Source organism: Phaeobacter sp. JH20_37, from assembly GCF_048056015.1.
Classification (GTDB): Bacteria; Pseudomonadota; Alphaproteobacteria; order Rhodobacterales; family Rhodobacteraceae; genus Phaeobacter; species Phaeobacter bryozoorum.
On sequence record NZ_JAYMWW010000015.1, the window covers coordinates 190,883 to 206,391 of the forward strand.

Genomic DNA, 15,509 nt, shown 5'->3' on the forward strand with positions numbered 1-15,509 from the left:
TCTTACATCCTCATATCAAGCCCAACCTCACCGAGGTTGAGTGATTGTGTCATCGGTTCTACGGGGAGATCGGCCATCTCTTCCTCGCCACGCCCTGCGGATCGACCCGCTGGGGTATGGGAGGCGTCATGGCCACCGCCCTGATTGGAGGTCTCACCGCCTGAGAACTGGAACGAGATATCCTCAAATCCCATGCGCCGGAATTCATCCGCCAGTTCGTTGATATGGCGGCGCATCAGATCGCCGGTTTCGGCGCGTTCGGTCTGGATCATGACGCTGACGCCGGTATCCGTGACTGAAACACGCATATTCACATGCCCCAGCTCCTTGGGATTTAGAGCAACGTCAACGTTGCGATCCCCTTTCATCGCGAGGGCTTCGGCCATCTGATTCGCAATCAGACGAGGGGTTTCCGGCTTGTGAACGGTTCCCGGGCTCACGGTTGCCTCGGTCAGCAATTGCGCCAGGCCTGGTAGTTCCATTCCTGTGCTGCCGCCTGTGACCTTGGCCCCTCCGGCCTCTGCTGAGGTCAGCGAATCAAGCGCTAGCGCCGAAGTGGCGTTGGCGCTAGGCATCGCGGCAGTCAGGGCCCCGGCACCAAGGCCGAAGCGGGCCGTCGAATAGGTGCCCTGCGGGATATGTGCAGCGGTCTGAGCGGCTGTGTTCTGCTGTACCTGCTCAGACGCGGCGCGCCGGGCTTCAAATTTCTCTCGTACGGGCGGCGGTGCTGCCTCTACCGGGATCGGTGTAGCCGTCCGCTGTTGCTCGACGGGCTGGGTCTGCTGCGCCGAAGGGGGTTTAACCGCCTCCTTTGCCGCTTCAGACTGCGGTGCAGTTGCAGCCAGCGACTGCGCGGTTTTTTGCTCCGCCTGAGTACGTGCTGTGGTCTGCGCAAGGGCGTCAGTGCCTGCAGGCTGGCGGTTCAATCCTGCACCGGTGCCAGGCACCTCGGGCGTCGCTGTGCGGTGATCACCGGTCAATTGTCGATCCGCCTTGGCTTCGGCGCTTGTCGGATCGCCCTTCAGCGCAAGCTTTTGATTAGCCTCTGCCGCGGCGCGTTCCGGCGTGCTGGCTGTCTCAGACTGCGCCCCTTGAAGCCCTCCGTTGCGGGGATCACCCACCGCCTGTTCCCCGGCTTCAGATTGTTGGATCATCGCAGCGGACCCGGCAGTTTTTGCAGCATCCGAGGCTGCTTTAAGGTTAGCAGCCTGATCATCCGACGCGCCGTCAACCGTTCTCTCGGATTGCATCACCTGCTTTCCGCTTTCGGCATCGGGATCAGATGATCCATCGGTCTGACTGCCGCTCTGGCCGATCGCCACTGGCGCAGGATGCGCGCTGGGCACCTCATGCTGTTCAGCTGTCGTTTCCGGCTGAACCATCACGATTTTGGGGTCTTCAGAAATCTGTTCTTCGCTCGACGTATCTTGCCGGGCTTCGTCGATGGGCGCCTCAGCGTCACCATCCTGTACGGTTTGATTCGCTTTTTCCGAAGCGCCGGACGCTGAGGTCTGCTGTTCTGCGAGTTCCTCAACCTCGGTCACCGCGGTTTCTGCGCTATCCGAAGATTTTGCAGTCTCTGCCATAACCGCGTCAAAGCTTGCGCCTTTACGCGATTTTGCCGATTCGCCTTGCTGGATCTTCTCCGATCCCTGCGCTCCACCAGAGGTGGGAGTCGTAAGTGCGTTGATAAACATTGGCTTCCAGACATTCTATCTCGATCCATGCACCTTAACGCCAATCGGTTACGGCAATTTTAACCGATCATCCGCCAAAATAGAAAAAATCGAAGCAATTTCGACGTCTCAGAATGAGGTACATCATGGAACAGATTGCTCAACTACCGGCGCTACAGCGTCCCCAAGTGATCAAACCGCCACAAGACCCGCTGCGCAAAGCAGCTCAGGAACTTGAGGCGACCTTTCTTACAGAAATGTTGAAATCCGCAGGCCTTGGCGAAAGCCGCGAAACCATGGGCGGCGGCGCGGGCGAAGATCAGTTTTCCAGTTTTCTTGTGCGCGCACAGGCGGAGCAGATCTCCAAAGCAGGCGGTATCGGCCTGGCAGAATCACTTTATCACGCATTGAAAGAGGCACAGACCAATGACTGATCAGACACCGCAACAACTGATTGAGGAACTCGATTCCCTTCTTGATGCCGAACGCGCGGCATTGGTCAGTGGCAATCTGCAGGCGCTGGAGCCGCTGCTTGCAAAAAAAGAGGCAATCATCACGACGCTGAATATGACAGCCGATCTGGAGCGCGAGGCTCTGGAGCATGTCCAGGGCAAGGTTTCGCGCAATCAGGTACTGCTTGATAGCGCGATGGAAGGTATTCGGGCGGTGGCTGCCCGGATGGCCGAACTGCGTCGTGTGCGCAAGGGGCTGGATGTCTACGATCAGTCGGGGCGGAAAACCCGCTTTGCGACCGGGGGCACACCCAGCTTGGAAAAACGGGCATAACCAGCCCAATTTAGGGAAAATTCTAGCAATGGAATTTCCGGCATTAGCACTCCTTTAGCACATAGTAGGCCAATGTCACTTTGCACCTTCCAAAGAGGGTGGCGCGGAAGCCGGACGGCGGAACGCATAGTCAGAAAGACGTCAGAGAGCGCCCTTCGGGGCAGGGAAACCAGAGGTCAAAACGCCTCTAATCAAAGGAATACATGCTATGTCCAGCATTCTGACTAACAACGGCGCAATGGTTGCACTGCAGACCCTGCAGTCCGTGAACAACAGCCTTGACGAAACGCAGAGCCAGATTTCGACCGGTAAACGTATCGGTTCGGCCAAAGACAACGCGGCCGTTTGGGCGATCTCCAAAACCATGGACTCCGACATCGCCGCCTATAAGTCGGTTCAGGAATCCCTGGGCGTTGGTGAGGCAACTGTTGCTGTTGCTCTGTCCGGCGCGGAGCAGATCGTTGAAACTCTGACCGAGATGCGGCAGCTGGCGGTTTCCGCGAACTCGGAAAACGTTGACCATGCTAAGATTCAGGACAGCATTGCCAAGAAGGCGGCGCAGATCGAGTCGATCATCGACTCTGCTGAATTCAACGGCGCGAACCTGCTCGATGATACGGTCACCACTGCACTGACTGTTCTGGGTGGACTGGATCCGGCCGCAGATACAATCACTGTGACCTCGATCGACTCGGCAGCAAACATCAGCACAGCGGGTATCACCAGCATCACCGACGTTGCCACCGCGTCTACTGCTCTGACCGAGATCGAAACCATGCTGGGCAACGCAATTGATGCGGCAGCTCAGCTGGGTGCGGACTCCAACCGTCTGTCCGACCAGGGCATGTTTGTGTCGAAACTGTCCGACTCCCTGACAATGGGCGTCAGCACCATGACCGACACAAATATGGAGGAATCCTCTGCAAGGCTGAAGGCGCTGCAAACCCAGCAGCAGCTGGCGGTGCAATCATTGTCGATTGCAAACCAGGCGCCACAGACCCTGATGCAGCTGTTCCGTTAATGACAGCTTGATCTGGGGCGCTGTTGCGCGCCCCAGATCCCCTATCGCAGAGAATCTGTAGATTACATGTTAGGATAACACGTGAATGCCCTTCTAAAGGCGAAGAGCGCCTATTCGGCGGCGAAGGCCCCGACCCGAACTGCAAAGAACCTCGAATATGAAGTCATTGCCCGAGTAACACGTCGCATGGTTGCGGCCGCACAGAAAGGTAAGCCTGGGTTTACCGAACTTGCCGCAGCGCTCACCGACAACCGTAAACTCTGGTCGATCTTTTCAATCGAAGTTGCAAGTCCAGGGAACCCACTCCCGGATGAACTGAAAGCTCAGTTGCTCTCGCTTGGGGAATTTACCCATCAACACACCAGTAAAGTCTTGGCCCGCAAAGCGGACGTGCGGCTGCTGGTCGAAATCAACACGGCCATTATGCGTGGCCTTCGCAGCGGAGCGTCCTGAATATGAGCGGATTGGTCCTGAAACTTGCCCCGAAAGAGCGGGTATTGGTGAATGGTGCAGTAATTGAAAACGGGGATCGGCGCAGCCGGTTGTCGATCGTAACTCCGGATGCAAACATCCTGCGCCTGCGCGATGCCATCCATCCCGAAGAAGCCAACACGCCGGTACGTCGCGTCTGCTACGCCGCGCAGCTGGTCCTGTCTGGCGATGTTAACGGCGAGGAAGATCGTTTGCAGATGTTGCGCCGGATTGAAGAGCTGAGCCAGGTCTTCACCGATCCGGACAGTCGCGCCTCGCTGGCAGAGGCCACTGATGCGGTTCTTTCCGACAACCATTACCGGTGCTTGAAAGCGTTGCGCACCCTCTTGCCACGCGAAGACCGGTTGATGGCAGTGCGCCCATCATGAGTTCTCAGCCGATTATGCCGGAAACGGCATCGTCGGCTGGAATTGTCATTACAGAGAATGATCAGGCCGCCTTGGGCCTGTGAAGCACAATCCAGGTGTGGGCGTGAAAGCAGGCGTCTCACACAGAGCTTGAGTTCGAATATTCTGCCTCGCCTCATGTACATATGGTGATAACGGCAGACACCCCAGTCAAACGGCGGACATCCCGATCAGATCCGCTGGCTCAGAGCGAATTGCTCGTCCCTCGGATCGATTGGCAGACGCAGCATCTAACGGCATCAGCATCAATTAGATCACTTGCGTGGTGCAGCGGCCCGCCCAGACCACCTCAATGTCGCCATTCTTATCTGTAGCGGCGGGGCGGATTTTTCCAAATGCTTGATCGATATGGCAGATGTCGGCGGCCTTTCATCTGCGACAGATTGCTGTGATGCTGATCACTTCGCCCTGGATAGATCTCTGGTTGGAGCGCGTGCACACAGGAGAGCTATGCGCCCTGTTCTGGACCGTGCGCGGCGTCTGAAGCAGGTTCGATATCCTTGACATGAGGCATTGGCGCAGTTTTCAACCAGCTGGAGAAGCTGCTGCTCCGTCCCGTCAGAACCCTGCGCGGCCTGTGCGGATCACAAACCTCTCCATATGTCAGTCTGCTCACAATCTGCATCTGCTCGCAGGACGTCGTCTTGACTATGCGGATGTACTGCTGGCGTCCGTCGATAGAAAACGGGGTACAAGATTGCCCTATCGGATCGCCACGGCGCGTCGCATCATCAGCATCAAGCGGTTGAAACTGCTCTGTATCCCTTCCGGGTCTGCTCTACCGAAGAAGGAATCCAACTCAGGCCAGAGCTTTACGGCCTGATCAAGCGTGACATCGTTGCCCTCGGAGTAAAGGCCTGCGCGAATCATAACCTCGGATTGCTCATAGGCGCCCAGGTATTTGCGAACATCCAGAATCGCTGCATTCTCGTCAGGCGATGCAGCGGCCGGCAGGCTACGGGAGACGGAACGCGAAACGTCGACAGCCGGAAACCGCCCCCGCTCCGCGATTTCGCGGTTGAGCACGATGTGACCATCAAGGACGCCTCGCAGAATATCGGCAATCGGCTCATCCATATCGGAGCCTGCAACCAGAACACTGAAAATAGCTGTGATATCCCCCTGATTCTCGTTCCCGGGACCGGCTCGTTCGCAGAGGCCGGTGATCAGCGGAGTGACCGAAGGCGGGTATCCACGCAGTGCCGGAGCCTCGCCGGATGAAACGGCAATTTCTCTATGTGCCTCGGCAAACCGGGTCACCGAATCTGCCAGGAACAAGACATTTTTCCCCTGGTCGCGAAAGTGTTCAGCAACCGCCATAGCCGACCAGGCGCAGCGACGGCGAACCAGCGCCGACTGATCCGATGTGGCCGCGACGACCACCGCACGCTTCATCCCCTCGGCACCCAGCACGTCCTTGACGAAGTGGTTGACCTCGCGTCCGCGCTCGCCAATGAGCGCAATGACAACCACATCAGCTTCCATATTCTGCGCCAATGTTGACAGCAGCGTGGATTTCCCCACACCGGATCCGGCAAAAAGTCCGACACGCTGACCTTTGACAATCGGCAGAATCGTATTGAACACCGCCAGCCCAGTGGCGAGTCGTTCTCCCATCGGGCGACGTGAGGCGGCTTTGGGCGGCGAAGCCATCAGATCCCGCGTGGCTTCGCCGCGCATGAGAGGACGTCCGTCCAATGCTGCACCAAAGGGATCAATCACCCGGCCGATCCAGCTGTCAGAGGGCGCAAAATCCGGCGTCGGATGCAGAAGTACAGCATCGCCAATCGCCACGCGATCTGGCGCTGTATCAGGTAACATGCTGACTTCACTACCTGAAATTCTCATGACTTCGCCCTGCAACGGGTCGCTTCCGGCTCTGCGCAGAATCAGGCGGTCACCGATACGTGCCTGGCCGTTCAACCCCGATACCGTGATTGCACCACCTGATATTTCCGACACCCGACCCACCGCCGAAGACAGTCTTTTGTTCGCCAAATCCTGAGTCAATGCGTTGATGGCTGAGATCATGTTCTGGTGTCTCCAACTGTTCCTGAAAACAATTTCTAAAGGAATTGGGGTTAAGCCTTGATTGAAATTGATCGAGGGAGAAGCCCCGGTGTTTAAAGAACTGAACGTCTTTAAGATTGCCTACTCAATGGCGACCCACGCAGGGAAGCGCCAGGCATTGGTGTCACAGAACATCGCCAATGCCGATACGCCAGGCTACCATGCCAAGGATATCAAGCCTTTCAAAGAGGTATACGCTCAGGGTTCGCGCCCCGGCGACATGATCGCCAGCCGCTCCAACCATCTGAACGGTGCCTCAGGCAATGGGATGGACTGGGCTGTGACCCAGACCAACAACAGCACTGACCCCAACGATAATTCCGTCTCGATCGAAACCGAAATCCTGAAAGGGGTCGAGGTGAAGCGGCAGCATGATCGTGCTTTGGCGATATACAAATCGTCGATGAACGTTTTGCGCAGCAGCCTTGGCCGGAACTGAGGAGGTTAGATCATGAGCGAGTTTTCCAAGTCCCTTTCCGTTTCCGCAAGCGCACTGAAGGCACAGGCAAGCCGTCTGCGCCACGTGTCGGAGAATATTTCCAATGCGGACACGCCCGGTTATCGCCGGAAGACCGTCCCGTTCGAAGCGGTGCGCGATCTGCGCACGGATGTCGAGAAGGTCGAAGTTGGTCCGGTGCGTCTGGACCGGTCAGACCTGGAGCAGATCTTCGATCCCTCGCATCCGCTGGCTGACGACAGCGGTCATTACGAAGGGTCCAACGTCGATCTGATGATCGAGATTGCCGACGCCCGTGAAGCTCAGCGCAGCTACGAGGCCAACCTCAAGATGTTCGAACAGGGGCGGCAGATGTCGTCCTCGCTGATGGAACTGCTGCGCAGATAACATCGAAATTTTCTGAAACACACTGACATACTTGGAGATCCAGAATGGATATTCGCAGTCTTTCCGCCACAAACGGCTATGCCGCAGCGCGTCCCGCAACCAAAGTTGACCCCGAGCACGCGCCAACAAGCGCCGAAGCCCGGATCAAGGCCAGCTTTGAGGAATTTGCCGGCACGCTCCAACAAAGCGAGCAGGTCTCGGTCACCGCCATGACCGGCAACGGCGATCCGCATGCCCTGGTACAGGCACTGGCACAGACGGAGCTTGCCGTGGAAACCGCAGTGACCGTGCGCAACAAGGTCGTCGAAGCCTATCAGGAAATCCTGCGGATGCCGGTGTAAGCCGATGATGAGCGAAGGGCTTTTCTACGACACTCTGCGCCAGGCTCTCTGGGCTGCGGTCATGATGTCGACGCCGGTTCTGCTGGTCGCGCTGGTTGTTGGCCTCGCGATCGGCCTGTTTCAGGCTCTGACATCGGTGCAGGAAATGACCCTGACCTTTGTCCCGAAGCTTACCGCCATTCTTGTCGTTTTCTGGATGACCATGGGGTTCATGACGCAAACCCTGGTCGCCTTTTTTGATGGGCACGTTGTGCCGCTGATTTCAGGAGGTCTGTAATGGGAGACACCGGTTACACCACCTTGTCCCGCCAATCCGGTCTGATGCGCGAAATGCGTGTTGTGGCAAACAATATCGCCAATTCCGCCACCACCGGCTACCGGGCTGAAGGCTTGATCTTCTCGGAGTTCATCCAGTCTGCCCCCGGCCAGGAATCCCTGTCGATGGGGCGGGCCAACATCCGTAACACCTCCATGGCACAGGGGGCGCTGACCCAATCCGGCGGTGACCTCGATCTCGCTATTGAAGGCGACGGTTACTTCATGGTCGAAACTCCGATGGGTGAGCGCCTGACCCGGTCGGGGGCGTTTTCAACCAACGCCGAAGGCGATCTCGTCACTATGGATGGGCATCGGGTTCTGGATGCGGGCCGGGCGCCGGTCTTCATTCCGGGGGATGCCAAGTCGATCAAATTCGGCGCCGATGGCACGCTGAGCGCGGACGGTCGCGCCCTTGGGCAGATCGGCATTTTCAAGCCGGAAGAGAATTACCAGATGGTCCGTGAAGACGGGGTCATGTTCCGTGTTGATGGAGAAATCGAAGTGGCCGGAGAAGCGCGCGTGCTTCAGGGCTTTCTCGAAGGCTCCAACGTCAATGCCATCTCTCAGCTGGCCCGCATGGTCGAGATTCAGCGTGCCTATGAAATGGGCCAGAGCTTTCTTGAGACCGAACACGAACGTGTCCGCAACGCCATCAAAAACCTGACTAAGTCGTAGGAGTACCCCCATGCGCGCCCTCAAGATCGCCGCAACCGGAATGACCGCGCAGCAACTGCGTGTAGAGACGATTTCGAACAACCTCGCCAATATGAATACCACTGGTTACAACGCACGGCGTGCGGAGTTTGCGGACCTGCACTATCAGCAGGTGACGCGGGCCGGCACGGTAAATGCCTCTGATGGAACCGTGCTGCCAACCGGTGTGCAGGTCGGTCTTGGTGTGCGTGCCTCGGCGATTTCCATTCACCTGGCCCAGGGTGCCCTGACCCAGACCGGCAACGATCTGGACGTCGCAATTGACGGGAAGGGCTATCTGGAGGTTACCCTGCCGTCCGGCCAATCCGCCTACACCCGTGATGGCGCGCTCAAACGGTCGGCCGAAGGGTTGATTGTCACCTCCGACGGGTTCACCGTGTCGCCGGATATCACCATCCCGACCGATGCACGCAATGTGTCGATCAATGCCGAGGGCGAGGTCTACGCCTATTTCGACGAGGCCGCCGAAGGCCAGTTGATGGGACAGCTGACACTTGCCGGCTTCTCCAATCCCAAGGGTCTCGAAGCGCTGGGCAGCAACCTCTTTGTCGAAACCGAAGCCTCCGGCGCAGCCAGCGTGGCGACGCCCGGCGAGAATGGTCTTGGTACTCTGCGCCAGGGCTACCTGGAGGCCAGTTCCGTCGATGCCGTGCGCGAGGTCACCGAGCTGATCGAAGCGCAGCGCGGCTATGAAATGAATGCCAAGGTCATCTCTGCCGTCGATCAGATGATGGGCGCAACCACACAGGTCCGCTGATGAAACCGATCCTCGCCATTATGATGCTGCTCTGCGCCGAGCCTGTCTGGGCCGATATACTGGTCCCCGTGCGCACCATCCGCGCCAAGGAAATCGTGACGGCCGAGGATCTGGTTCTGAAACAGGCCGAGGTGCTGGGCGCGATCTCAGATCCTGCTCTCGTGATCGGGCAGGAGGCGCGCGTGGCACTCTATGCGGGGCGGCCGATGCGTCCCGGTGATGTCGGCCCTCCGGCCATCGTCGATCGCAATGATCTGGTCACCATTCGTTTCAAACGTGGTGGACTTACCATCCTCGCCGAGGGCCGCTCGCTTGGCCGTGGCGCAGATGGAGAGGCCATACGTGTCATGAATTTGTCGTCACGCACAACCATCAGCGGGCGGATCGCCGCAGATGGAACAGTTGAGGTAAACTGATGAAAAATAGAATTTATTTGGCAAAATCCGCCCTTGCTGGTGTGATCATGCTCAGCGCCTGCGGACGGCTCGACCATGTTGGCAAGCCTCCCACGTTCAGCCCGGCAAATGAATCGCCCGAGCATGTCGCCATGCTGTTTCAGGGGCTGCCGGTCGATACCCAGACACAGCGTCCGGTCGACCAGGCCTCGCTCTGGAGCGGCTCGCGTCAGTCGCTGCTTGGGGATCGGCGGGCAACCAAACGGGGCGATATCCTGACGGTCGTCATCGAGATTGACGAAGAGGCCGAAATTTCAAACGACACCAAACGGTCCCGCTCCGGGTCCGAGAGCCTGGCGCTGCCGCAGCTGCTGGGCCTGCCGCAGCGGATTGACCGGAAATTGCCGGACGGTGCCACGATGGCTGATGTCGTCGATATCGGCAGCAGCAGCAGCTCGGGTGGCAAAGGGTCCGTGAAACGGAGCGAGAAACTGGAACTGCGGGTTGCCGCGACTGTGGTCGATGTCCTGCCGAACGGTGTTCTCTCCATCAACGGTACGCAGGAGCTGCGCGTCAACTTTGAGATGCGCGAATTGCTGGTGACCGGTTATGTCCGCCCCGACGATATCAGCCGTCAAAATGAGATCACCTACGACAAGATCGCGTCCGCGCGGGTCTCATATGGTGGCCGCGGCCAGATCACTGATGTCCAACAACCGCGTTACGGCCAGCAGGTGCTGGACGTGATCCTGCCATTCTGAGGCCTGCACATGCTGTCAAAACTACTGCCTGTCATTCTACTGCTGGTCGGAACTGCCGGAGGTATCGGCGCCGGGATCATGATGGCTCCGGCACCGGCCCCAGAAGACCACGCTGAGGATAGCGGCGAACATGCCGAGGAGATCACTCCGGAGCTGCCGGGTGATGAGGAAGAGCAGCGCGAATACATCAAGATGGCGAACCAGTTCGTGGTTCCCGTTGTCGAGCGCGAACAGCTGTCCTCGCTGGTGGTGGTGTCGCTCAGCCTGGAAACCAAGGCTGGCATGAACGAGAAGATCCACGCTTATGAACCCAAGTTGCGGGATATCTTTCTGCAGGTTCTGTTCGATCATGCCAATATGGGTGGCTTTCGCGGGGCCTTCACCCGATCCGACATGTTGACACCGCTGCGGACCGCGCTGCGTGAGGCCGCGCAGAAACAACTGGGCAAAGATATCTATGACGTCCTGATTGTAGAGATGTCGCGACAAGACGTCTGACCAATGCACTACCGAAAAGAGAAAGGCCGGTTCATTCGAACCGGCCTTTCTCTTGGATGCCATCCTGTGTCAGGTGGCTCAGTCCATATTCATCAGGCGATTGTGCAGTTTTTGCGCCTTGTCTTTCTTGACCCTCAGGCGCTCTTCGATCGCCATTGTCTCCACCGCGTGTTTGCGACCGAATGCCTTGCGCAGATTGTCCATTGCCCGCAGTTTCTGTGCCGTGATCTGCGCCAGTTCCATATTCAACTCTCGACGGGCGCGGGTATGCCAGCCTTGCCACAGAAGATCGGCACCAAGCGCTTTCATTGCATGGTCGGAGCTGGCCAGATCGCGGCTGTCTTTGATCTGCTGGTCCAGCTTAGCCAGCTGGCCGCGCACGCGGGCTTCCGCATCCAGAACCGGCTTTACCTTGGCATGTTCCTGCAGATACAGGGCTTCGGTCACATCGGCCATCTGATCGAGCATTTTCTGCTTCATCACACCATCCCCTTGGCCCGTTGGCGCATGTTCTCCGCAAAGCGGATCGCGGCGGCAACCGGCGCATAATGCTCTTCGTGAATTTCCTCACCGATCTGAACCGCGGCATGCAGGGCGCGCGCGGTCGGCGGATCGCTATGGATCGGGACACCATTCTCATTGGCAACTTCGCGAATGATAGCAGCGACTTCATCCACCCCCTTGGCCACACAGACAGGCGCCTGTCCTGGTGCGCGGTCCCATTTCAATGCGACAGCGTAATGAGTCGGGTTGACGATAACGACATCTGCCTTTGCCACATCTGCGACGCCTTGGCCCATGGCAATCTGATGGGCCTTTTGTCGGCGGGCGCCCTTTAGATGCGGGTCGCCTTCGGACTCTTTGCTTTCGTCCATGATTTCCTGGCGGGACATCATGTTTTTCCGATTGTGCTCTGCCTGCTGAAACGCGGCATCGATGACACCAATACCCAGCGCGATGATCAGCGCGAGGATGAGAAACTCCAATGCCAGCTGCGCCATCATCATCACGACGACAAAAGCACCGGTGGCAGAAGACGCGATCATATCCGGCAGCCGATAGTTCAGGTAGACACCCATGCAGACCGAGTAGAGGATCAGCTTTACGGTGCTCTTGAAGAACTCAAAAAGGCCCGAACGCCCGAATTTATTCTTGGCGTTGGAAATGATCGAGATCTTTGAGAGTTTTGGCTCCAGCTTGCTGGGAGCAAAAACCAGGGCCCGCTGGGCGACAATGGACAGGAAAACAGCGGCCATAGGGACGATAAAGATCGGCAGACTTGAGGTCCCGACAGCCATCATGATCCCGCCAACCGGCACGGTGCCGGCGCCGTTGAAGAATAATTCTGCCAGCCGGTCGGGTTGATCGAGAAACGACATCAATATCGTGCCGATTTCGGCGACAACGTCTGCCCCCGACACGTAAATCGCGATGATCAGCCCGAGATAGGACGCCGCCACCGACAGGTCGGTAGATTTTGGAACTTCACCTTTTTTCCGTGCTTTCTCAAGCTTCTGCGGTGTTGGTTCATATGACTTGTCTGAGTCGTCGTCGCTCATGGCATCCCCTCACCCGGATTGGCAAAGAAGCTCATAAGCGCGGTGCTCCAGATATCCAAGATCATTGGGCTGGCAACCATCAGGATTGCGAGACCTCCGAAGGTAACCACCGGCGCACCGACAAAGGCCACCATCAGCGCGGGCATGGCGCGGTTGATGACACCCAGTGTCAGATTGTAGACCATCGAGCCGATCAGGAACGGTGCAGCGAGAGAGAACCCCATCGCAAAGGCGCGCGAAACACGGTGTACACCCCAATCCGACAGGCCGGATGCCGCCGGGAATTCACCCACCGGGAACATCATGTAGCTGTAGATTATGAATTCAGCCACACGGATATGAAGACCCAACATGACCGCCAGCGCCAATCCCGAGATCAACAGGACGGCGCCAATAGCGGGCATTGGCTCGGCACCGATACCGCCCAGAACCTGTGCGAGAGACGTCGACTGCGCGGCAATTGTTCCGGCGATCTGGATTGCATGAACAAACATGCGGATCGCGACCCCGAGGGCCAGACCAACAACGGCTTCACTCAGCGCGAGACTGGCGTAATGCAGCGGGCTGGCCGGTTCCGGCAGCAACGGCAAGGCCGGCGCCACGATAAATGTGAACGCCAGCGAAATGGCCAGTTTGATCCGCACCGGGACATATTTTTCGCCAAAGGCGGGTAGTACGGACACCATGGCCGCAACCCGCAGAAAGACGATGGCCCCATGCCAAAAGCCGGCGCCCAGAAGGGCGACCAGCTCAGGCGGCAGAAAGCCAATGCTCATGCCGGAACCATGCCTACCAAGGCAGGTCTGGCCTCAAGTCCGATTTCCTCGAAAGACAAAACCGGATTGAGGATGCCGCGTGATTTCAGGATTGTCCGCAGGTATCGACGACGCCGGGTCGAGGTAACAACCGCTGCAAAAACACCCTGTTCTGTCGTGCTGTTCAGTCGGTCGCTCAGCCCCTCGGCCAGTCGGTTGAACTGATCCGGCGGCAGCGCGATATCGACGGCGCCACCCTGAGCGTCGATCTGGTAGGTAGAGAAGGTCTCTTCCCATTCCGGGGCCAGCTGGATCAGCGGAATGGTCCCATCCTCGCGCTTCATCTCACCAACCAGCTGGAAACCGAGACGTTGGCGCACATGCTCACAAATGATCTCGGGCTGGTTGGTATGGAGGCGTGCCTCGGCAATCGATTCGAGAATGAGAGGCATGTTGCGGATGGACACCCGCTCCTCCAGAAGCAGACGCAAGACGCTGTGCAACGTGTCCATCGGCACCTTGTCCGGCACCAGTTCGTCCAGCAGTTTGCGATTTGCCTCGGCGCGGAAATCATCTGTCAGCTCGGTCATTTCGTTCAGCAGACGGCGCAGGGATTTCAGCGTCAGCAGACGCGGGAAGTTCTGCTTGATCACTTCCAGCAAATGGGTGGCCAGAATTTCCGGTGCGGTGACGATTGTGGCGCCTGAGAGCGCTGCATCTTCCTGGCTCTTCGAAGATATCCAACGCGCAGGTGCACCATAGACAGGTTCTGTCACATCGGTGCCGGGCGGCAGGGCTGCGTGATTGTCGGGCATCAACGCGAGCACCATTTCGGGATGCAGAATGCCGCGCACCTGTTCCACCCCTTGCACTTTGATCACATAGGTGCCGGTCATCAGCTCAGGCTCATCCGTCAGGCGGATCTCCGGCAGGATAAGCCCAAAGGTGGTTGCCACATGCGTCCGCATATTGGCAATGCGGGCATCCAGCCCGGTCCCGGCATCCAGAACCATGCTCACCAGATCCGGTGCGAATTCCAGGTGCAGGTCGTCCAGATCGAGGATGTCACCCAGCGCCCGGTTTTCCTTCGGCTCCATGACTTCTTCGATCCGCTCGTCCATATCCGCTTCTTCGCGGTCCTTCATGTTCTTGCTCATCTTATAGGCGGTGTATCCCAGTACAGCGCCCCCCACCATGAAGGGGATAAACGGCAGACCCGGAACCAGCGCAAACAGCGACATGAGCACGGCAACGGTCGCCAGAGCGGCCGGATGTTTGCCCAGCTGATCGGCCAGCGCGATATCGGTCGAGCCCGTCGCACCGCCGCGGGCCAGCAAGAGAGCTGCCGCAATCGAGATGATGACCGAGGGGATCTGAGAGACCAGACCATCGCCAACCGTCAGGATCGCATAGGTTTCAAATGCGGAAACAACCGGCATGTCGTGAACAAGCACGCCCATGATCAGGCCCATGATCAGGTTCAACAGGGTGATCAGCAGGCCGGCGATTGCGTCGCCTTTTACAAATTTGGACGCACCGTCCAGAGAGCCGAAGAATGTTGTTTCGCGTTGTTCCACCTCGCGACGCTCGCGCGCTGTGGCGTGGTCAATGGCGCCGGCCGACATGTCGCTGTCGATTGCCAGCTGCTTGCCTGGCATCCCGTCCAGTGCAAAGCGGGCGCCGACCTCGGCCATCCGCGCTGCACCTTTGGTAATGACCATGAAGTTCACGATCAACAGCACCCCAAAGACAACGAGGCCAAGGAATACACTGCCCCCCATGACGAACTGAGCGAATCCCTCGATCACCCCGCCTGCGGCATCGGTGCCGGTATGGCCCTGACCGATAATCAGTTTTGTCGAGGACACATTCAGCGACAACCGCAGCATCAGAGAGGCCAGCAGGATCGTCGGGAATGATGAGAAATCCAGAGGCCGCTCGATAAACAAGGTGATTGTGAAAATCAGGATCGCAAGCCCGAAGGAAGCCGCGAGACCGATATCCAGAACCCAGGCTGGCATCGGCAGAATCATCATCACGATAATCGCCATCAGCGCGAGTGCGAGCAGCACGGTGGGGCTGAACAGTTTTTGTATATCAATATTTGGCACGGAA

At 58.0% G+C, this 15,509-nt stretch carries 20 protein-coding genes; 14 read left to right on the plus strand and 6 right to left on the minus strand.

The window, feature by feature from the left end:
* Window positions 1–2 precede the first annotated feature (2 nt).
* A complete protein-coding gene (locus tag VWZ87_RS13930) occupies window positions 3–1,586 on the minus strand; it encodes a flagellar hook-length control protein FliK (protein WP_416534378.1) in 1,584 nt (527 codons plus the stop codon).
* 236 nt (window positions 1,587–1,822) lie between these two features.
* On the opposite strand from VWZ87_RS13930, the gene VWZ87_RS13935 reads away from it, so the two are divergent.
* The 5 genes from VWZ87_RS13935 (at window position 1,823) to flbT (ending at window position 4,343) form a co-directional block, all read left to right on the plus strand.
* Window positions 1,823–2,110 carry a rod-binding protein gene (locus VWZ87_RS13935; RefSeq protein WP_416534379.1) on the plus strand — a complete coding sequence of 96 codons (288 nt, stop codon included), beginning with the start codon at window positions 1,823–1,825 and terminating at the stop codon, window positions 2,108–2,110.
* Entirely contained in the window at window positions 2,103–2,462 is a 360-nt protein-coding gene (flgN, locus tag VWZ87_RS13940) for a flagellar export chaperone FlgN (protein WP_340547066.1), read from the plus strand. Before VWZ87_RS13935 ends, flgN begins: the two co-directional genes overlap by 8 nt.
* 208 nt (window positions 2,463–2,670) lie before the next feature.
* Window positions 2,671–3,483, plus strand: a complete 813-nt coding sequence (locus tag VWZ87_RS13945; RefSeq protein WP_416534380.1) for a flagellin — start codon at window positions 2,671–2,673, stop codon at window positions 3,481–3,483.
* A gap of 81 nt (window positions 3,484–3,564) precedes the next feature.
* Window positions 3,565–3,936, plus strand: coding sequence for a flagellar biosynthesis regulator FlaF (gene flaF / locus VWZ87_RS13950; protein WP_340547064.1), 372 nt, complete (start codon window positions 3,565–3,567; stop codon window positions 3,934–3,936).
* 2 nt (window positions 3,937–3,938) lie between these two features.
* Window positions 3,939–4,343, plus strand: a complete 405-nt coding sequence (gene flbT, locus VWZ87_RS13955; protein WP_416534381.1) for a flagellar biosynthesis repressor FlbT — start codon at window positions 3,939–3,941, stop codon at window positions 4,341–4,343.
* 741 nt (window positions 4,344–5,084) lie between these two features.
* On the opposite strand, the gene VWZ87_RS13960 is transcribed toward flbT, so the two are convergent.
* Window positions 5,085–6,413, minus strand: a complete 1,329-nt coding sequence (locus VWZ87_RS13960; RefSeq protein ID WP_340547063.1) for a FliI/YscN family ATPase — start codon at window positions 6,411–6,413, stop codon at window positions 5,085–5,087.
* Between the two features lie 88 nt (window positions 6,414–6,501).
* Between VWZ87_RS13960 and VWZ87_RS13965 the strand changes: the two genes are divergently transcribed.
* Genes VWZ87_RS13965 through VWZ87_RS14005 form a run of 9 tightly spaced genes read left to right on the plus strand, consistent with a single transcriptional unit; the run spans window position 6,502 to window position 11,080 of the window.
* Window positions 6,502–6,891 (plus strand): FlgB family protein, encoded by a 390-nt coding sequence (locus tag VWZ87_RS13965; RefSeq protein WP_340547062.1) that lies wholly within the window; start codon window positions 6,502–6,504, stop codon window positions 6,889–6,891.
* Between the two features lie 12 nt (window positions 6,892–6,903).
* A complete protein-coding gene (gene flgC / locus VWZ87_RS13970) occupies window positions 6,904–7,296 on the plus strand; it encodes a flagellar basal body rod protein FlgC (RefSeq protein WP_340547061.1) in 393 nt (130 codons plus the stop codon).
* Between the two features lie 44 nt (window positions 7,297–7,340).
* Window positions 7,341–7,637 (plus strand): flagellar hook-basal body complex protein FliE, encoded by a 297-nt coding sequence (gene fliE / locus VWZ87_RS13975; protein WP_340547060.1) that lies wholly within the window; start codon window positions 7,341–7,343, stop codon window positions 7,635–7,637.
* A gap of 4 nt (window positions 7,638–7,641) precedes the next feature.
* Window positions 7,642–7,914 (plus strand): flagellar biosynthetic protein FliQ, encoded by a 273-nt coding sequence (locus VWZ87_RS13980; protein ID WP_340547059.1) that lies wholly within the window; start codon window positions 7,642–7,644, stop codon window positions 7,912–7,914.
* Window positions 7,914–8,630: a flagellar hook-basal body complex protein gene (locus VWZ87_RS13985; protein ID WP_340547058.1), complete on the plus strand. Its 717-nt coding sequence runs from the start codon at window positions 7,914–7,916 to the stop codon at window positions 8,628–8,630. The genes VWZ87_RS13980 and VWZ87_RS13985 overlap by 1 nt, the downstream gene beginning before the upstream one ends.
* Before the next feature lie 10 nt (window positions 8,631–8,640).
* Window positions 8,641–9,426, plus strand: coding sequence for a flagellar basal-body rod protein FlgG (gene flgG, locus VWZ87_RS13990; RefSeq protein ID WP_340547057.1), 786 nt, complete (start codon window positions 8,641–8,643; stop codon window positions 9,424–9,426).
* Window positions 9,426–9,842 (plus strand): flagellar basal body P-ring formation chaperone FlgA, encoded by a 417-nt coding sequence (gene flgA, locus VWZ87_RS13995; protein WP_416534382.1) that lies wholly within the window; start codon window positions 9,426–9,428, stop codon window positions 9,840–9,842. The genes flgG and flgA overlap by 1 nt, the downstream gene beginning before the upstream one ends.
* A complete protein-coding gene (flgH, locus tag VWZ87_RS14000) occupies window positions 9,842–10,582 on the plus strand; it encodes a flagellar basal body L-ring protein FlgH (protein WP_416534383.1) in 741 nt (246 codons plus the stop codon). The genes flgA and flgH overlap by 1 nt, the downstream gene beginning before the upstream one ends.
* Window positions 10,583–10,591: 9 nt before the next feature.
* The gene (locus VWZ87_RS14005) at window positions 10,592–11,080 is read left to right on the plus strand and encodes a flagellar basal body-associated FliL family protein (protein ID WP_340547054.1); all 489 of its coding nucleotides are present in this window, start codon (window positions 10,592–10,594) and stop codon (window positions 11,078–11,080) included.
* 78 nt (window positions 11,081–11,158) lie between these two features.
* Here the strand turns inward: VWZ87_RS14005 and VWZ87_RS14010 are convergent, their stop codons facing one another.
* The 4 genes from VWZ87_RS14010 to flhA are packed head-to-tail and all read right to left on the minus strand — an operon-like array spanning window position 11,159 to window position 15,505.
* Complete coding sequence (locus VWZ87_RS14010; protein WP_416534384.1) at window positions 11,159–11,560, minus strand: hypothetical protein; 402 nt, start codon at window positions 11,558–11,560, stop codon at window positions 11,159–11,161.
* Complete coding sequence (gene flhB / locus VWZ87_RS14015; RefSeq protein WP_416534385.1) at window positions 11,560–12,639, minus strand: flagellar type III secretion system protein FlhB; 1,080 nt, start codon at window positions 12,637–12,639, stop codon at window positions 11,560–11,562. Before flhB ends, VWZ87_RS14010 begins: the two co-directional genes overlap by 1 nt.
* Window positions 12,636–13,415, minus strand: a complete 780-nt coding sequence (locus VWZ87_RS14020; RefSeq protein WP_416534386.1) for a flagellar biosynthetic protein FliR — start codon at window positions 13,413–13,415, stop codon at window positions 12,636–12,638. Before VWZ87_RS14020 ends, flhB begins: the two co-directional genes overlap by 4 nt.
* Window positions 13,412–15,505 carry a flagellar biosynthesis protein FlhA gene (gene flhA, locus VWZ87_RS14025; protein WP_416534387.1) on the minus strand — a complete coding sequence of 698 codons (2,094 nt, stop codon included), beginning with the start codon at window positions 15,503–15,505 and terminating at the stop codon, window positions 13,412–13,414. The genes VWZ87_RS14020 and flhA overlap by 4 nt, the downstream gene beginning before the upstream one ends.
* Between the last annotated feature and the right edge of the window lie 4 nt (window positions 15,506–15,509).

Coding starts and splice junctions, on each gene's coding strand:
- VWZ87_RS13930 (WP_416534378.1), bottom strand. CDS start 1,586: ATGGCAGAGACTGCAAAATCTTCGGATAGCGCAGAAACCGCGGTGACC.
- VWZ87_RS13935 (WP_416534379.1), top strand. CDS start 1,823: ATGGAACAGATTGCTCAACTACCGGCGCTACAGCGTCCCCAAGTGATC.
- flgN (WP_340547066.1), top strand. CDS start 2,103: ATGACTGATCAGACACCGCAACAACTGATTGAGGAACTCGATTCCCTT.
- VWZ87_RS13945 (WP_416534380.1), top strand. CDS start 2,671: ATGTCCAGCATTCTGACTAACAACGGCGCAATGGTTGCACTGCAGACC.
- flbT (WP_416534381.1), top strand. CDS start 3,939: ATGAGCGGATTGGTCCTGAAACTTGCCCCGAAAGAGCGGGTATTGGTG.
- VWZ87_RS13960 (WP_340547063.1), bottom strand. CDS start 6,413: ATGATCTCAGCCATCAACGCATTGACTCAGGATTTGGCGAACAAAAGA.
- flgC (WP_340547061.1), top strand. CDS start 6,904: ATGAGCGAGTTTTCCAAGTCCCTTTCCGTTTCCGCAAGCGCACTGAAG.
- fliE (WP_340547060.1), top strand. CDS start 7,341: ATGGATATTCGCAGTCTTTCCGCCACAAACGGCTATGCCGCAGCGCGT.
- VWZ87_RS13980 (WP_340547059.1), top strand. CDS start 7,642: ATGATGAGCGAAGGGCTTTTCTACGACACTCTGCGCCAGGCTCTCTGG.
- VWZ87_RS13985 (WP_340547058.1), top strand. CDS start 7,914: ATGGGAGACACCGGTTACACCACCTTGTCCCGCCAATCCGGTCTGATG.
- flgG (WP_340547057.1), top strand. CDS start 8,641: ATGCGCGCCCTCAAGATCGCCGCAACCGGAATGACCGCGCAGCAACTG.
- flgA (WP_416534382.1), top strand. CDS start 9,426: ATGAAACCGATCCTCGCCATTATGATGCTGCTCTGCGCCGAGCCTGTC.
- flgH (WP_416534383.1), top strand. CDS start 9,842: ATGAAAAATAGAATTTATTTGGCAAAATCCGCCCTTGCTGGTGTGATC.
- VWZ87_RS14005 (WP_340547054.1), top strand. CDS start 10,592: ATGCTGTCAAAACTACTGCCTGTCATTCTACTGCTGGTCGGAACTGCC.
- VWZ87_RS14010 (WP_416534384.1), bottom strand. CDS start 11,560: ATGAAGCAGAAAATGCTCGATCAGATGGCCGATGTGACCGAAGCCCTG.
- flhB (WP_416534385.1), bottom strand. CDS start 12,639: ATGAGCGACGACGACTCAGACAAGTCATATGAACCAACACCGCAGAAG.
- VWZ87_RS14020 (WP_416534386.1), bottom strand. CDS start 13,415: ATGAGCATTGGCTTTCTGCCGCCTGAGCTGGTCGCCCTTCTGGGCGCC.